The organism is Gelidibacter salicanalis (assembly GCF_007997285.1).
Lineage (GTDB): Bacteria > Bacteroidota > Bacteroidia > Flavobacteriales > Flavobacteriaceae > Gelidibacter > Gelidibacter salicanalis.
The window spans coordinates 253,939-268,213 of sequence record NZ_VORX01000003.1 but is presented as its reverse complement, the minus strand read 5'-3'; the positions used below and the strand labels follow the sequence as shown (position 1 = coordinate 268,213).

The 14,275-nt window shown below is 38.1% G+C and carries 16 protein-coding genes; 9 read left to right on the top strand and 7 right to left on the bottom strand.

Annotated elements, in window-relative coordinates; translation table 11 throughout:
- The 6 genes from ES711_RS07465 to ES711_RS07440 all read right to left on the bottom strand — a co-directional run bounded on the left by ES711_RS07465 (position 1) and on the right by ES711_RS07440 (position 5,307).
- Positions 1-1,146 (bottom strand): beta-ketoacyl synthase N-terminal-like domain-containing protein, encoded by a 1,146-nt coding sequence (locus tag ES711_RS07465; protein ID WP_146892164.1) that lies wholly within the window; start codon positions 1,144-1,146, stop codon positions 1-3.
- A complete protein-coding gene (locus ES711_RS07460; RefSeq protein WP_146892161.1) occupies positions 1,139-1,588 on the bottom strand; it encodes an acyl-CoA thioesterase in 450 nt (149 codons plus the stop codon). Before ES711_RS07460 ends, ES711_RS07465 begins: the two co-directional genes overlap by 8 nt.
- On the bottom strand, positions 1,588-2,019 hold the full coding sequence (locus tag ES711_RS07455; RefSeq protein WP_146892159.1) for a hypothetical protein: 432 nt from the start codon (positions 2,017-2,019) through the stop codon (positions 1,588-1,590). Before ES711_RS07455 ends, ES711_RS07460 begins: the two co-directional genes overlap by 1 nt.
- Positions 2,016-2,891 carry an LpxL/LpxP family acyltransferase gene (locus tag ES711_RS07450; RefSeq protein ID WP_146892156.1) on the bottom strand — a complete coding sequence of 292 codons (876 nt, stop codon included), beginning with the start codon at positions 2,889-2,891 and terminating at the stop codon, positions 2,016-2,018. The genes ES711_RS07455 and ES711_RS07450 overlap by 4 nt, the downstream gene beginning before the upstream one ends.
- A gap of 87 nt (positions 2,892-2,978) precedes the next feature.
- Positions 2,979-3,719: a 3-oxoacyl-ACP reductase FabG gene (gene fabG / locus ES711_RS07445; protein ID WP_146892153.1), complete on the bottom strand. Its 741-nt coding sequence runs from the start codon at positions 3,717-3,719 to the stop codon at positions 2,979-2,981.
- A 61-nt stretch (positions 3,720-3,780) separates the two neighbouring features.
- Complete coding sequence (locus ES711_RS07440) at positions 3,781-5,307, bottom strand: HAL/PAL/TAL family ammonia-lyase (protein ID WP_146892150.1); 1,527 nt, start codon at positions 5,305-5,307, stop codon at positions 3,781-3,783.
- A gap of 107 nt (positions 5,308-5,414) precedes the next feature.
- Here ES711_RS07440 and ES711_RS07435 point away from each other — a divergent pair, with 107 nt between their 5' ends.
- Together ES711_RS07435 and ES711_RS07430 are read left to right on the top strand one after the other, a co-directional pair.
- Positions 5,415-6,662 carry an NAD(P)/FAD-dependent oxidoreductase gene (locus tag ES711_RS07435; RefSeq protein WP_146892148.1) on the top strand — a complete coding sequence of 416 codons (1,248 nt, stop codon included), beginning with the start codon at positions 5,415-5,417 and terminating at the stop codon, positions 6,660-6,662.
- A 296-nt stretch (positions 6,663-6,958) separates the two neighbouring features.
- Positions 6,959-7,177, top strand: coding sequence for a PID-CTERM protein-sorting domain-containing protein (locus ES711_RS07430; protein WP_146892145.1), 219 nt, complete (start codon positions 6,959-6,961; stop codon positions 7,175-7,177).
- Between the two features lie 2 nt (positions 7,178-7,179).
- Here the strand turns inward: ES711_RS07430 and ES711_RS07425 are convergent, their stop codons facing one another.
- Entirely contained in the window at positions 7,180-7,770 is a 591-nt protein-coding gene (locus ES711_RS07425; RefSeq protein WP_146892142.1) for a riboflavin synthase, read from the bottom strand.
- 136 nt (positions 7,771-7,906) lie between these two features.
- Between ES711_RS07425 and pdxA the strand changes: the two genes are divergently transcribed.
- The 7 genes from pdxA (at position 7,907) to ES711_RS07390 (ending at position 14,162) form a co-directional block, all read left to right on the top strand.
- Complete coding sequence (gene pdxA / locus ES711_RS07420; protein WP_146892139.1) at positions 7,907-8,953, top strand: 4-hydroxythreonine-4-phosphate dehydrogenase PdxA; 1,047 nt, start codon at positions 7,907-7,909, stop codon at positions 8,951-8,953.
- A 73-nt stretch (positions 8,954-9,026) separates the two neighbouring features.
- Positions 9,027-9,566 (top strand): YceD family protein, encoded by a 540-nt coding sequence (locus ES711_RS07415; RefSeq protein WP_146892137.1) that lies wholly within the window; start codon positions 9,027-9,029, stop codon positions 9,564-9,566.
- Between the two features lie 9 nt (positions 9,567-9,575).
- The gene (gene rpmF, locus ES711_RS07410; RefSeq protein ID WP_027127661.1) at positions 9,576-9,779 is read left to right on the top strand and encodes a 50S ribosomal protein L32; all 204 of its coding nucleotides are present in this window, start codon (positions 9,576-9,578) and stop codon (positions 9,777-9,779) included.
- 178 nt (positions 9,780-9,957) lie between these two features.
- Positions 9,958-10,953: a beta-ketoacyl-ACP synthase III gene (locus ES711_RS07405; RefSeq protein ID WP_146892874.1), complete on the top strand. Its 996-nt coding sequence runs from the start codon at positions 9,958-9,960 to the stop codon at positions 10,951-10,953.
- 35 nt (positions 10,954-10,988) lie between these two features.
- Positions 10,989-11,465 (top strand): acetyl-CoA carboxylase biotin carboxyl carrier protein, encoded by a 477-nt coding sequence (gene accB, locus ES711_RS07400; protein WP_146892134.1) that lies wholly within the window; start codon positions 10,989-10,991, stop codon positions 11,463-11,465.
- Between the two features lie 84 nt (positions 11,466-11,549).
- The gene (gene accC / locus ES711_RS07395) at positions 11,550-12,902 is read left to right on the top strand and encodes an acetyl-CoA carboxylase biotin carboxylase subunit (protein ID WP_146892132.1); all 1,353 of its coding nucleotides are present in this window, start codon (positions 11,550-11,552) and stop codon (positions 12,900-12,902) included.
- A 144-nt stretch (positions 12,903-13,046) separates the two neighbouring features.
- Positions 13,047-14,162 (top strand): NAD(P)/FAD-dependent oxidoreductase, encoded by a 1,116-nt coding sequence (locus ES711_RS07390; RefSeq protein WP_146892130.1) that lies wholly within the window; start codon positions 13,047-13,049, stop codon positions 14,160-14,162.
- Positions 14,163-14,275 lie beyond the last annotated feature (113 nt).

The window sequence follows — 14,275 nt, the reverse complement described above, 5'->3', positions numbered from 1 at the left end:
TTATGATAATGCTCTGAAGAGTGCTGCCGTGTTGCAACCTCCAAATCCAGAAGCGGTTTTTAAAAATGTTCGTACTTTTTTTGATGTAGTTTCTGTAATAATGTTGAGCGGCTTAGTGACGCCCAAGGTTTCAAATCCTGCAGACGCAATTAAGGTGTTATGGTGTAAAGATTGCATACCAATTATAGTTTCCAATAATCCTGATGCACCCAAAGTGTGACCGAAATAACCTTTTAAACTGTGTAATGGCGTTTGCTCTAATCCTAATCTGTTGAAGGCGATGGCTTCCATTTCATCATTAAATAACGTGGCTGTTCCGTGGGCTGAAATATAATCGATGGTGTTGTAATCGATGTTTGCTTCTGCTAACGCCGATTTTACACTTCGGTATAAACCTTCGCCAGTGCGGGACGGTCCAGAAATATGATTAGCATCGTTACAACTGGCTTCACCCAAAATTTCCACAGCGTCTTCAGAAAGATTCTTTTTATTTGAAGTCACCAAAACACTGGCAGCCACTTCGCCTAAATTAATTCCCTTGCGATTGGCATCATAAGGTTTGCTTGGCCCATCACTTAAGGCGTGGAACGAATTAAATCCGGAAATTACAAAATCAGAAACCAAATCTCCAGCAACCACGAAAACCTGATCATAAATGCCTTCTTGGATATAGCGTTTCGCAATGGCAACCGATAAAATCCCTGAAACACAAGCGTTGGAAATAACAATGGCCTCATTTTTAAAGCCGTAATAGTTTTGGATTATTTTTCCCAAGTCGCTCAAATACCCACGTTCTTGAGGAAATTGGCTTTGAGTATCCAACACGTCAATATTTCCTTTGGTAGTGGAGATGATGAGTCCGACACGATCAGAAATGTCAATGCCTGAAGCTTTTATAGTTTCGGAAAGCGATAACAGCAGCATCTTTTCTAAACGGGTGAAATCCTTGTTAGGTGTTAAAATTTGAAATGCAGAATTTAAGATTTCGGTTGGGATGACAGCTCCAAAAAAAGGTTTATAAAATCGGAACGGTTCGTCCACTGATTGAATGGCGCGTTTGCCTTGTTTGAGATTTTCAAAAACGGTCGCGCTGTCAAACCCCAAGGATGACGTGATATTATGGTATGACACATAGCATTTAGTCATGCATTAAGTCGTGTTTTTCTTTCCAATTTTTATAAAATTCTGGCAGATTTAATGTCATGTCATTCGCCTCAAAATTGGTGAACACTTGAGTAGTTTTGCCGGTGCACACTATTTTGCCTTTTTCGTTTGTAATTGAGTAAGCAAACATCAATTTTGCCGCCCGCGAATTGACATAAGTTGTTTCAATGGTCGCTACTTCGCCATAACGCAAGGGTAAGTGGTGTTCTAAAACTGTTTTCACAATAGGCGTCGCATAACCATGGGTTTTTGCATCGAGATACGTTAATTCAAACGCCCTACCAAAAGCTTCACGGCCTTCTTCAAAGTATTTGACGTAGTGGCCATGCCATACAATATTTAAAGAATCGACCTCACTAAATCGCACTCTAATTTGATGGGAAATTTTCAATGAAGAATTTTCCTCTTTTTCTGACTCTTTCATTATGATACGTTAAGCATGAGATTCATTTCGGCGTTGGCAATTTCAAAATTGCCGTTAAATATAGAAAGTTTTACTGTGGTGAGATGCATTAGTTCATAGACAATAGCAACTTCCGTTTTTAGATACGCATTCACTTTTGGCAAATGCTGAATACTTACTGTTTTAATGGAAGCGATAAAACCTTCTTTTGCAGGTAGATTGTCGGCATAATTTTTATAACCGGTGTATAGGGCGGCGGCTTGAGCCATATGTTCGATTAATCCAGTTTCTGAGAACTCGTTATTTGCTACAAATAAATTGTCCTTTAAAATGGTAAAACCGACGGTGGCTTTGCCTTCAGAAAAATCTAACAATGAATCCACCATCATCATGGGTTCACGATGCGGCAATAACTTTTTAAGGTCTGCTAAGTTGGTAATTGGTATTTTCATTTTTTATCGTCCCAAAAATCATAAAAATTAAACCACTGCAGGGGATATTTCGCAATCATTTGCTCCACATTTTCAGTGTATTTTTTCAAGAGGTCATTCATGTCGCCTTTATTGTAATCGATCCACTTGGCGTATAAATGGTAATGCCGTTTTGGTTCTCGCATGACGTAAACAAACAATACGGGCACTTTTAATCGGCTTGCTAAGTAGAAAGGTCCCAAAGGGAATTTTGCTTTTTTACCGAGCAAGGTTTCCTCCAAACATTTGGTGTTATCCATATACCGATCGCCCGCAATACAAATGATCCTGTTGTTGGCCAACGCGGCATTGATTTCGAAAATATGCGATAAATCGTCCTTCACCACAATAAAATGCATCTCCTTTTTTACATACTGGCCTAAATAATCCTTGATTTCTTCATGATCTTGGTCTGTAATTACAATACTAATGGAATCTTTTGTCAAGCGTTCTTTGAAAAAATACTGCGCGAGTTCAAAATTACCAATGTGGGCACTGATGAGAATGCCGCCTTTGTTCATGGCCAACACTTCAGCAATTTTTACTTCACCATCAAATTCATAAGTATAATTGCTACGAAGGCCCGAAGAAATAGCTATTTTATCCACGATGGTCTGCCCAAACGTATAATAGGTTTTATAGATGCTCACCATGGTTTTCAACCGAGAATAGTGGAGCCTCTTCCTGAAATAATAGCGTAAGCCTTGCACATTCTTCCCAGAAAACAAGCAGAAATAGGGTACAGGAAGGTGCATCAATGCATAAGCCGCATTAATTCCGAAATTCTTTATAAAAAAAACGAAGACCTTAAAACCGAATACAGTGCCCCTCGATTTTCCATCCCATTCTGCCATTTGAGTGTGATATATGGGCTTGATGAAAGCGCATTATTAAGGCGACAAATTTACGCGAATTTTTCGGTTTTGAAATTGGCGTTTGGTTTAGTGAATTCCACCCGTAATACCTATGACTTCACCGGTAATATAAGACGCTTTTTTTGAAGCTAAGAAGGCGACTAAATGCGCAACTTCTTCAGGTGTTCCAAAACGATTGGCGGGAATCATCTTTTTAAGAGTGGCTTCATCCAAATCTGCCGTCATATCCGTAATGATAAATCCGGGAGCTACCGCGTTTACGGTGATGTTGCGTTTAGCAACTTCTTGGGAGAGCGATTTTGTCGCTGCAATAATGGCGCCTTTAGCAGCGGAATAATTAGTCTGCCCAGAAACTCCCTTTAATCCGGAAATGGACACCATATTAATGATACGGCCGTATCGGTTTAATAACATTTTTTCGATAAGCTGATTGGTGACATTGAAGAAGCCGTTCAAGCTGGTATTGATGACGTCATTCCATTCCTGAGGCTTCATCCACATAAATAATCCGTCTTTGGTGATGCCGGCATTATTTACCAATACTTCAATAATGGCGTCAGGTTGCTGTTCCTGCCAGGTATTTAAGGCGGTCTGTACACTTTCGAAATTAGAGACATCAAACTGGATGATTTGTCCAGAGCCTCCAACGGCTTCAACCTCCTTTAAGGTTTGAAGTGCCGCTTCCTTATTGGCCTTGTAATTGATAAGAATCTCATACTCTGAATCTTTGGCCAATTGGATACAAATCGCTTTGCCGATTCCTCTAGAACCTCCAGTGATTAGGGCGTATTTATTTTGTGTGGACATAGGTTAAATTTATTTTTCCCGCCGATGGCGCAGATTTCCGCGGCATAAATCTGCAAAAAAATTAGACTTCTTGATTCATGAGAAATGCTTTAACCGCATTCACATAAGGATACATCACAACATCTTCTTTAAAAATTGGCACAATCTTACGAATGGCGTCATAAGTGGTTCGTGTTTTTGATGAGACAGAATCCTTCACCCCTAAATATTCAATAGCCTGAATGATCGTGATAAATTCGATTGCCAGAACCTCGTAAGCGTTTTCAATTACTTTTTTGGTGATCAGCGCAGCATTGGAGCCCATACTCACGATATCCTGATTGTCATTATTATTAGGGATGCTGTGCACATACATAGGGTTGGAAAGCATTTGATTTTCGGCCGTGGTTGAGGTGGCTGTAAATTGGACACCCTGCATCCCGAAATTTAAGCCAAGTTTCCCTAAATTGACAAAAGGAGGTAAAATGTTATTAAGACTAGGGTTGAGCAAATAATTTAACTGGCGCTCGGCTAGCATGGACGTCTTGGTGACCACCAGTTTTAACTTGTCCATTTCTAATGACACATAATCGCCGTGAAAATTACCACCGTGATAGACATTTTGATTCTTGACATCCACAATCGGATTGTCGTTAGCCGAATTGGCCTCTTCAATTAGGATCGTTTCCACCTGATTGAGCGTATCCAAAACAGGTCCTAATATTTGCGGGACGCAACGCAAAGAGTAGTACTCTTGGACTTTATCTTCAAAAATAGAAACATCTTGAACGGCATTATACAAATGATGTTCACGTTTTTTTATTAGGGTGCTATCTTTTAAATGCGCGCGCATGAGTTCTGCAATGTCGCGTTGGCCTTTATGCTTTTTGGTTTGATTCAATTCAAATGAAAGGTGATCGTCGTAAGCTTTCACAATTTCATTAATGGCAGAGGATGCGGTGATGGTCCAATTTAAAAGCTGACGTGCGTAAATGGTGTTGACAATCCCGACGCCGGTCATCACTGAAGTGCCGTTCATCAGGGCTAGACCTTCACGCAGGTGAATAGAAACAGGTTGTAAATTTTCTCTTTTGAAAACGTCTTCAGTGGGATGTTTTTCACCTTTGTAGATCACTTCGCCTTCGCCAATCATCACTAGAGCTAAATGCGCCAATTGCACCAGATCGCCACTCGCGCCCACACCGCCATGTTCATAAATGACCGGTGCAATGTCTTTATTGATCAATTGCACCATCAATTCAACCACCGACTTATGCACGCCAGAATTCCCCAAACAAAGCGTGTTCAGTCGTGCCAACATAGCTGCTTTAACATAAAGCGACGGAATTAGGTTCCCCGTTCCTGAAGCATGACTCCTAATTAAATTATACTGGAGTTGCTGGCGTTCTGAATCTTCAATTTTATATTGCGCCATCGGCCCAAAACCGGTATTGACGCCGTAAATGATTTTGTTTTCTGAAAAGGTTTTTAAGAATTCGAAGCTTTTTTCAACCGTTTCAAGCACCTTATTTTCAATTTGAATGGGCTGCCTATCAAATAAAACATGTTTGAAGTCATCAATTCCTAGGGTTCCGTTAAGTGTGACCATTTAGAGCGTATTCACAAAGTTTTTTAAATCTTATAATAACCAGAAGTAAAGTGGTTATTTTTGTGCTACAAATGTAAAATAATAAATCATTTAAATCCATTAGCAGTATGAAGGATGTTCAGGTAGATGTTTTGATTATTGGTGCAGGGCCTTCTGGTTGCGTTGCAGCCGCGTATTTGCATAAGCATCAGGTGAATGTAAAAGTGGTTGAAAAAAGCGTTTTTCCGCGTTTTGTGATTGGAGAAAGTTTATTGCCCAGATGCATGGATCATTTTGAAGAAGTAGGCTTATTGGACGCCTTGATTGCTCAAAATTTTGAGATCAAAAGTGGGGCACGATTTATAAGAGGGGAGACCATTTGCGAGTTCGATTTTTCAGAAAAATATACGGCAGGTTATGATTGGACATGGCAAGCACCGAGAGCCGACTTCGACTTTGCCTTGACAAAAGAATTGAAAAAGCAAGGCGTTGACATTGCTTTTAATCAGGAAGTAGTAGCTGTTGAATTTGATGAAGAAAGTGCCTCACAAACAACGATAAAGACTGGAAATGGTGAACACTATCGTATAAAAGCCAAATTTATCATCGACTCTAGCGGGTACGGGCGGGTTTTGCCTCGATTATTGAATCTTGATAAACCCTCAACAATTCCCGAACATTCGTCCATTTTCAGTCATGTAAAAGAAGAAGCCCGTCCCGCAGGAACAGAAGGGACTTTTATAACCTTTGACGTGCTGGATACCGATACGTGGTTTTGGGTCATTCCCTTTAGTAATGGTAATACGAGTATTGGATTTGTAGGTAAAACGGACTTTATCAATAGTTTTGAAGGCACTCCTGAAGAACGCTTAGCTCAAATGTTAAAGAAATCGTCCTATTATTATGAACGCTTTAAAAATGTCGATTTTCTATTTGAACCTAAAAGCATTCAGAATTATTCTAAGTCAGTCACCCAGCTTTATGGTAAAGGCTATGCGCTGACCGGAAACAGTGCTGAATTTTTAGATCCCGTATTTTCTTCAGGCGTTACCTTTGCGACGGAATCTGGCTTAAAAGCAGCTAAATTAATTACCAAAGAATTGAACAATGAATTTGTTGATTGGGAAAAAGACTATGCCGAGTATATGAAAAAAGGGGTATCGGTATTTGCCTCCTACGTTAAGGAATGGTATACCGGAAACTTACAAACCATCTTTTTTGAAGGTGTAGATAATAAAGAGATCAAACGTCAGATTTGTGCGGTGTTGGCCGGTTATGTGTGGGATGAGACGAATCCTTTCGTGAAAAATCACCATCGATTGATCAAGACTGTGGCAAAGGTAATTCGCTTAGAGAAGCGATCTATCTCAAATTAGGACTTTCTGAAATCTATTGATTTTAATTAATGGTAAGTTACTCTTTCATTCTTTTATCGTTGAGTTGAGATCTTTAACTCGAATTTCAAAATCTAATACTCTAAGCGATTATAATTTTAACTATTCTTAAAAATTAAGTTAGAGTGACGGAGCGAAAGTCAAAAACCCATATATTTGATATCAAATTGAACAGAACCTTAAAACTGTAAATTTGAAATGTTTTAGTGATCTACTTCAAATGTTCAACTTTAGCATCAAATTTACTGTCGCACTTTATTTCATATATTTACGGACTAATGACTGTACAAAATAAGAAAGTTAAGACCACAATTTTAGCTGTGTTGATGACAGCGGTACATGCTATTGCTCAGGTCGAAAAGTTGCCACAACCTCATGAAAGAAGTGGGCCTCCTCCCCCAGGTTTCCCTATTGACGACGGCTTAATTTTTTTAGTTGCAGCGGCTTTAATATTTGGAATTTACAAAATTTTAAAATATTCTAAAAAACAGGTTTAAGCTCACATTTTAAGCTCATAAAGTCTTTTAATATATTTCCCCAACACATCAAATTCCAAATTCACCACAGTATTTTCCTTAAATAATTTAAAAGTAGTATGTTCATAAGTGTACGGGATAATGGCGACGCTGAATTCATTTTTCTTACTGTTAACCACGGTTAAGCTAACCCCATTCACGGTAATTGAGCCTTTTTCAATAGTCATATTGGTTAAAGCAGGATCATATGTAAACGTAAACAACCAACTTCCATTTTGAAATTCTACTGATTTACAAATGGCAGTTTGGTCGACGTGGCCCTGTACTATATGTCCATCTAGACGGTCTCCAAGCTTCATAGCGCGCTCTAAATTAACCTCATCATTCACAGTTAAATCTCCCAAATTTGTTTTTAGCAATGTTTCTCTAATGGCCGTCACGGTATATTCGAGGTTGTTTAAAGAAGTTACGGTTAAACAAACGCCGTTATGGGCCACACTTTGGTCAATTTTTAATTCTGGGGTAATGTTGCTTTTTACGGTGAGGTGAAGGTTGTCCTGATCTTGTTCTAAATTAGTGATGACTCCTAAATCTTCAATGATTCCAGTAAACATATTGTCGAATAATTAGTTAAATTTGCATTTGTGCAATGGGTTACAAAGATATGACATAAATGATTATTAGCCATTATAGTGCGATTTCATAAACACATATCTGTAGACCCATAGTCAAAGTTTAATATAAAGTAGGATGAAAAAAGACGAACAAATTAAAGTGGGAATTTCCATAGGTGATTTAAATGGTATCGGATCAGAAATTATCTTGAAAACCTTTGAGGATTCTAGAATGCTTGAATTTTGTACGCCAATTATTTTTGCTTCTATTAAAACCATGTCCTTTTTTAAGAAGCATTTTGATAGCGCCATTAATTTTCACGGGATTAATGATTTAACCCAAGTTATTGAAGGAAAAGTCAATGTATTAAATGTTTGGAAAGAAAATATCAGCATCGCTTTTGGAGAAGAAGATTTGAAAGCTGGTGAATATGCCATAAAATCTTTAGAGAAAGCGACTGAAGCTTTGAAGAACGATGAAATTGATGTTCTGGTAACCGCACCCATTAACAAACTGACCATACAATCTGACCAATTTAAATTTCCAGGACATACCAATTACCTCGCAAAAGAACTTGGTGGTAATAGCCTCATGTTTATGGTAACTGAGAAGCTTAAGGTGGGCTTATTGACGGATCATGTTCCGGTTAAGGATGTCCCGAGTCATATCACGGCTAAACTTATTGAAGAAAAAGTACAAACAGTTTACGATTCGCTAATCAAGGATTTCAGGATCAATGGACCAAAAATTGCGGTTATGGGAATTAATCCGCATGCAGGGGACAACGGTGTTATTGGCGATGAAGATGAAAAAATTCTTAAGCCTACACTTCTAAAACTTAGAGATAAAGGGAAATTGGTTTATGGACCGTATTCAGCGGACAGTTTTTTCGGGTCTAAAAATTATCAAAATTTTGACGGCATTATTGCCTCTTATCACGATCAGGGCTTGATTCCGTTTAAAACCATCACTTTTGGCGAAGGCGTAAATTACACTGCCGGATTAAATAAAGTTAGGACTTCTCCTGACCATGGTACTGCTTTTGAAATTGCTGGAAAAGGAACCGCAGACGAAACCTCGTTTAAGGAAGCTGTTTTTACTGCCATTCAGATTTTTAATAACAGAAAGGAATATAAAAAACTTTCCAAGAATCCTTTAAGGAAAGCGCCAAAAAAGATATAAACATTTTTTGTTAATAGCTTCTTTTTAATACAAAAATATTTTCTATATTTGCAGCCTCAAAATGAACGCGATCATGAAGCCCTTGAAAGAGTACGATATACAGTTTGTAGGTCTAAAGTTAGGAAAGCATCATTTTGATTATCAAATTGATAAAAAGTTCTTTGAGCATTTTGAGTATGATGATTTTAATGATGTTGATGTAAAGGTGGATTTGCTTTTTGAAAAGAAAAACACACTTTTAGAGCTGCATTTTGAAGTCGCCGGCACTGTAAACATCAATTGCGACACTAGTAATGAGCCTTATGATCAGGAGATTGAAGGTGAATTTGATTTGGTTGTCAAGTTTGGTGATGAATATAATGATGAAAATGAAGATATTTTAATCGTACCTCATGGAGAGTATGAAATTAATGTCGCACAAAACATCTATGAGTTGATCATCTTGTCCATGCCGATAAAACGAATTCATCCGGGCATTGAAGATGGAACGTTGGAGTCAGAAGTACTTAAAAAATTAGAAGAGTTGAGCCCTAAAGGCTTGGAAGATAAAGAACAAACAGAGGACATTGACCCTCGTTGGAATACATTAAAAAAACTATTAACGGATAAATAACAATATAAAATGGCACATCCTAAAAGAAAGATTTCTAGAACTAGAAGAGATAAAAGAAGAACACATTACAAAGCGGTTGTTCCTACAATTGCAACGTGTCCTACTACAGGAGAAGCACACTTATTCCACAGAGCTCATTGGCATGAAGGAAAACTTTACTACAGAGGACAAGTGCTTATTGATAACTCTGAAAAAGAGGAAAATTTAGCATAATTATTATGCATGCATACTAAAAAACGCTCAATCTTGAGCGTTTTTTTATGTTTAATTTTTGAAAGTCTTAAATTCAACTTAATTTGCGTCATATTCGACCAAGTTTTAGTAAATTCATTTATTATATACTGCTTTTGGCTAATTTCAGTCAAATTTTAGGTCATTCTAATAGAAAATGATGAGTAAAATCACTGCTGCAATTACTGCCATAGGTGGATATGTACCCGATTATGTATTGACAAACCAAATTTTGGAAACTTTAGTCGATACAAATGATGAGTGGATTGTCACCAGGACAGGTATTAAGGAACGAAGAATCCTTAAAGATGATGGCAAAGGCACTTCATATTTAGCCATCAAAGCCGCTCAAGATCTGATACAAAAGAAAGGTTTAGACCCTTCTGAAATAGAATTGGTTATCGTTGCAACTGCAACGCCAGACATGAAAGCTGCTGCTACAGCGGCTTATACAGCCACGCAAATAGGTGCTGTAAATGCTTTTTCATTTGATTTAGAAGCTGCATGTTCTAGTTTCTTATACGGAATGTCCGTTGCTGCGCGCTACATTGAATCAGGAAAATATAAAAAGGTACTTTTAATAGGTGCCGATAAAAATTCGTCCATGATCGATTATAAGGACAGGGCGACCTGTATTATTTTTGGTGATGGCGCAGGCGCGGCATTATTTGAGCCTAATTTGGAGGGCTTCGGACTTCAGGACGAAATACTAAAAAGTGATGGTAGCGGTAGAGATTTTTTACGCGCTACGCACGGTGGTTCGTCATATCCTCTAACTCCAGATGATGTTGCAGAGGGCAAACATTTTCTATACCAAGAAGGTAAAATGGTATTTAAGAATGCTGTTTTCAATATGGCGGATGTCACTGAAAAGATTTTAGAGAGGAATAATCTGGTAAATGATGATATTTCTTGGCTAGTGGCACACCAAGCCAACAAACGTATTATTGACGCTACCGCTAGCAGAATAAATCTTGATGAAAGCAAGGTTATGGTGAATATCCATAAATATGGGAATACAACTTCAGCAACACTACCGTTATTATTATTTGATTACGAGCAACAACTTAAAAAGGGAGACAAACTAGTGTTTGCTGCTTTTGGAGGGGGTTTCACCTGGGGTTCAGTTTACCTTACATGGGCATATAATTCATAGACTAACTAACTTTAAAATATTTAAATTCAATAATTATGGATATAAAAGAAATTCAAAACTTAATCAAGTTTGTGGCCAAATCTGGGGCAAGCGAGGTTAAATTGGAGATGGACGATATCAAAATTACCATTAAAACAGGTAGTGATGATAAAGGGGAGTCCACAACTTATGTGCAACAAATACCAATGGGACAAGCTCACGTTGCACAAGCTCCTGCACCTGTAGCTGCACCAATAGTAGCTTCTGCGCCTGCCGCGGATGAAAATTCAAAATATATTACTATTAAATCGCCAATTATCGGAACGTTCTACCGTAAACCATCTCCAGACAAACCTATGTTTGTTGAAGTAGGAACTTCTATAAAAGAAGGTGACGTTTTATGTGTTATTGAAGCAATGAAATTATTCAACGAAATTGAATCTGAAGTGTCCGGTAAAATCGTGAAAATTTTAGTTGATGATTCTTCACCTGTTGAATTTGATCAACCCTTGTTTTTAGTAGATCCGTCATAGGCCATTTGAAATTCCAATAATCAATTCCAATAGGAATGGTATTCTTGGAATTTGTGTTTTAAATAGTGAAAATTTGAAGAATCTATGTTTAAAAAAATATTAATAGCCAATAGAGGTGAAATAGCACTGCGTGTTATTAGAACCTGTAAGGAAATGGGCATAAAAACAGTAGCGGTTTACTCCACTGCTGATGCAGAAAGTTTGCATGTTAAGTTTGCTGATGAAGCCGTTTGTATAGGACCTCCCGCGAGTAGCGAGTCTTATCTAAAGATGTCAAACATCATTGCAGCGGCAGAAATTACCAATGCTGACGCCATTCATCCTGGTTACGGATTTTTATCTGAAAATGCTAAATTTTCAAAGATTTGCGAAGAGCACAATATTAAATTTATTGGTGCCTCTCCTGAAATGATTGAGAGAATGGGCGACAAGGCATCAGCCAAGGCGACTATGAAAGAAGCTGGAGTGCCTTGTGTTCCAGGAAGTGAAGGGATCTTAAAATCTTTTGAGCAAACGGAATCCTTAGCAGCAGAAATGGGATATCCTGTGATGCTGAAAGCTACCGCCGGTGGTGGAGGTAAAGGGATGCGTGCCGTATGGAAAGCTGAAAACCTTAAAGCCGCTTGGGATTCTGCTCGTCAGGAAGCTAAAGCAGCCTTTGGTAATGACGGGATGTATCTTGAAAAATTGATTGAAGAACCCCGTCATATTGAAATTCAAATTGTTGGCGATTCTCGCGGAAAAGCGTGTCATTTATCTGAACGTGACTGCTCAATTCAGCGCCGTCATCAAAAGTTGACAGAAGAAACACCATCACCATTTATGACCGATGAACTTCGAACTGAAATGGGATTAGCTGCCGTTAGAGCCGCAGAGTACATTAAATATGAAGGTGCAGGAACCATAGAATTTTTGGTGGACAAACACCGTAATTTCTATTTTATGGAAATGAATACACGTATTCAAGTTGAGCATCCTATTACAGAGCAGGTCATTGATTTTGACTTGATCAGAGAGCAAATCATGGTAGCGGCCGGAATTCCAATTTCTGGGAAAAACTATACACCTAAACTACACTCTATAGAATGTCGTATCAATGCGGAAGATCCGTATAATGATTTCAGACCTTCACCAGGAAAAATAACCACGCTTCATGCCCCTGGAGGTCATGGCGTACGTTTGGACACTCATGTTTATTCAGGGTATACTATTCCACCTAATTACGATTCTATGATTGCAAAGTTGATCACCACGGCGCAAACACGTGAAGAAGCTATCAATAAGATGAAACGTGCTTTGGATGAATTCGTGATAGAAGGCATTAAAACAACAATTCCGTTCCATAGACAATTAATGGATCATCCCGATTATTTGGCCGGTAATTATACCACCAAATTCATGGAAGGCTTTAAAATGGAAGCACCAATTGAAGATTAATACTAAAAACTCCGAAAGTAATTTCGGAGTTTTTTTTTGGTTATTATTAAGGATGACATATACTTCTCAGCTACATATTGAACGATTTAGATTGTGATCTAACCCATTTATAATTGGTACTTTTATGCCCATAAATTCCGAAACATGAATCTTTCTTATTGGGAACAAAATAGTTACCTCTCCAACATTGATTATACCATTGTGGGTAGTGGCATCGTAGGCCTCAACTGTGCATTGCAACTGCGACTACGGTTTCCCAAAGCGAATATTCTAATTCTAGAAAAGGGTGTTCTGCCTCAGGGTGCCAGTACAAAAAATGCAGGATTTGCCTGTTTTGGAAGTCTCAGCGAAATTTTAGATGATCTTAAATCGCATTCAGAGGAAGAGGTTGTGGCGTTGATCCAAAAACGACGTAGCGGCTTGGAGTTGTTAAGACACAACTTATCCGATTCCGCTATGGATTATAAGCAGTATGGCGGCTATGAATTGTTTAATCAAAAAGACGCGGAAGGGTTTCATCATTGCATGTCCCAAATGGGAAAGGTTAATTCCTTACTGAAACCGTATTTTAAGGCAGATGTATTTGAAGTAAAGGACAATCCATTCCACTTTAAAAATATACAAAATCAATTGAGTTTTACGCCTTTTGAAGGTCAAATAGATACTGGAAAAATGATGCGTTCGCTTACGGATTTGGTACTTCGTAAAGGTGTTTTGATTTTGAACTCAGTCGCTGTGGAAAGTTTTGAAGATTTGAAGAATAAGGTGCATATCAAAACCAATCACTTCGAATTTAATTCAAACCGAATGCTCATCTGTACCAACGGTTTTGCTACAAAACTTATTGATGTGGAAGTGAAACCAGCCAGAGCACAAGTGTTGATCACAAAACCGATTAAAAATTTAAAAATTAAAGGAACTTTCCATCTCGATGAAGGATATTATTATTTTCGTAATATTGACAACCGAATTTTATTGGGTGGCGGGCGTAATCTCGATTTTAAAACTGAAGAGACCACAGAAATGGGAGAAACGGAACTGATCCAAAATAAATTAAAATCCTTATTAGAATCGACAATTTTACCTCAGACGCCTTTTGAAATTGACTACAGTTGGAGTGGAATCATGGGTGTGGGAAGCACCAAATCTCCTATTGTTAAACAATTAAGTTCACAAGTGTTTTGCGGCGTGCGTTTAGGAGGTATGGGCATTGCTATTGGCAGTCATGTGGGGAAAGAGATAGCAGATCTAGTAAATTGATATAGCATTTACTTAAGTTGTTTTTTATAAAATTTACACTTAGAATTATTGCGCAAATACAACTAACTTCTTTATTAATATGCATTAGTGTCCGATAAAAATAAATAATAAAT

Coding starts and splice junctions, on each gene's coding strand:
- ES711_RS07430 (WP_146892145.1), top strand. CDS start 6,959: ATGACTGTACAAAATAAGAAAGTTAAGACCACAATTTTAGCTGTGTTG.
- ES711_RS07390 (WP_146892130.1), top strand. CDS start 13,047: ATGAATCTTTCTTATTGGGAACAAAATAGTTACCTCTCCAACATTGAT.
- ES711_RS07435 (WP_146892148.1), top strand. CDS start 5,415: ATGAAGGATGTTCAGGTAGATGTTTTGATTATTGGTGCAGGGCCTTCT.
- ES711_RS07455 (WP_146892159.1), bottom strand. CDS start 2,019: ATGAAAATACCAATTACCAACTTAGCAGACCTTAAAAAGTTATTGCCG.
- ES711_RS07415 (WP_146892137.1), top strand. CDS start 9,027: ATGAAGCCCTTGAAAGAGTACGATATACAGTTTGTAGGTCTAAAGTTA.
- accC (WP_146892132.1), top strand. CDS start 11,550: ATGTTTAAAAAAATATTAATAGCCAATAGAGGTGAAATAGCACTGCGT.
- fabG (WP_146892153.1), bottom strand. CDS start 3,719: ATGTCCACACAAAATAAATACGCCCTAATCACTGGAGGTTCTAGAGGA.
- ES711_RS07465 (WP_146892164.1), bottom strand. CDS start 1,146: ATGACTAAATGCTATGTGTCATACCATAATATCACGTCATCCTTGGGG.
- rpmF (WP_027127661.1), top strand. CDS start 9,576: ATGGCACATCCTAAAAGAAAGATTTCTAGAACTAGAAGAGATAAAAGA.
- ES711_RS07405 (WP_146892874.1), top strand. CDS start 9,958: ATGAGTAAAATCACTGCTGCAATTACTGCCATAGGTGGATATGTACCC.
- ES711_RS07450 (WP_146892156.1), bottom strand. CDS start 2,891: ATGGCAGAATGGGATGGAAAATCGAGGGGCACTGTATTCGGTTTTAAG.
- pdxA (WP_146892139.1), top strand. CDS start 7,907: ATGAAAAAAGACGAACAAATTAAAGTGGGAATTTCCATAGGTGATTTA.
- ES711_RS07425 (WP_146892142.1), bottom strand. CDS start 7,770: ATGTTTACTGGAATCATTGAAGATTTAGGAGTCATCACTAATTTAGAA.
- ES711_RS07460 (WP_146892161.1), bottom strand. CDS start 1,588: ATGAAAGAGTCAGAAAAAGAGGAAAATTCTTCATTGAAAATTTCCCAT.
- ES711_RS07440 (WP_146892150.1), bottom strand. CDS start 5,307: ATGGTCACACTTAACGGAACCCTAGGAATTGATGACTTCAAACATGTT.
- accB (WP_146892134.1), top strand. CDS start 10,989: ATGGATATAAAAGAAATTCAAAACTTAATCAAGTTTGTGGCCAAATCT.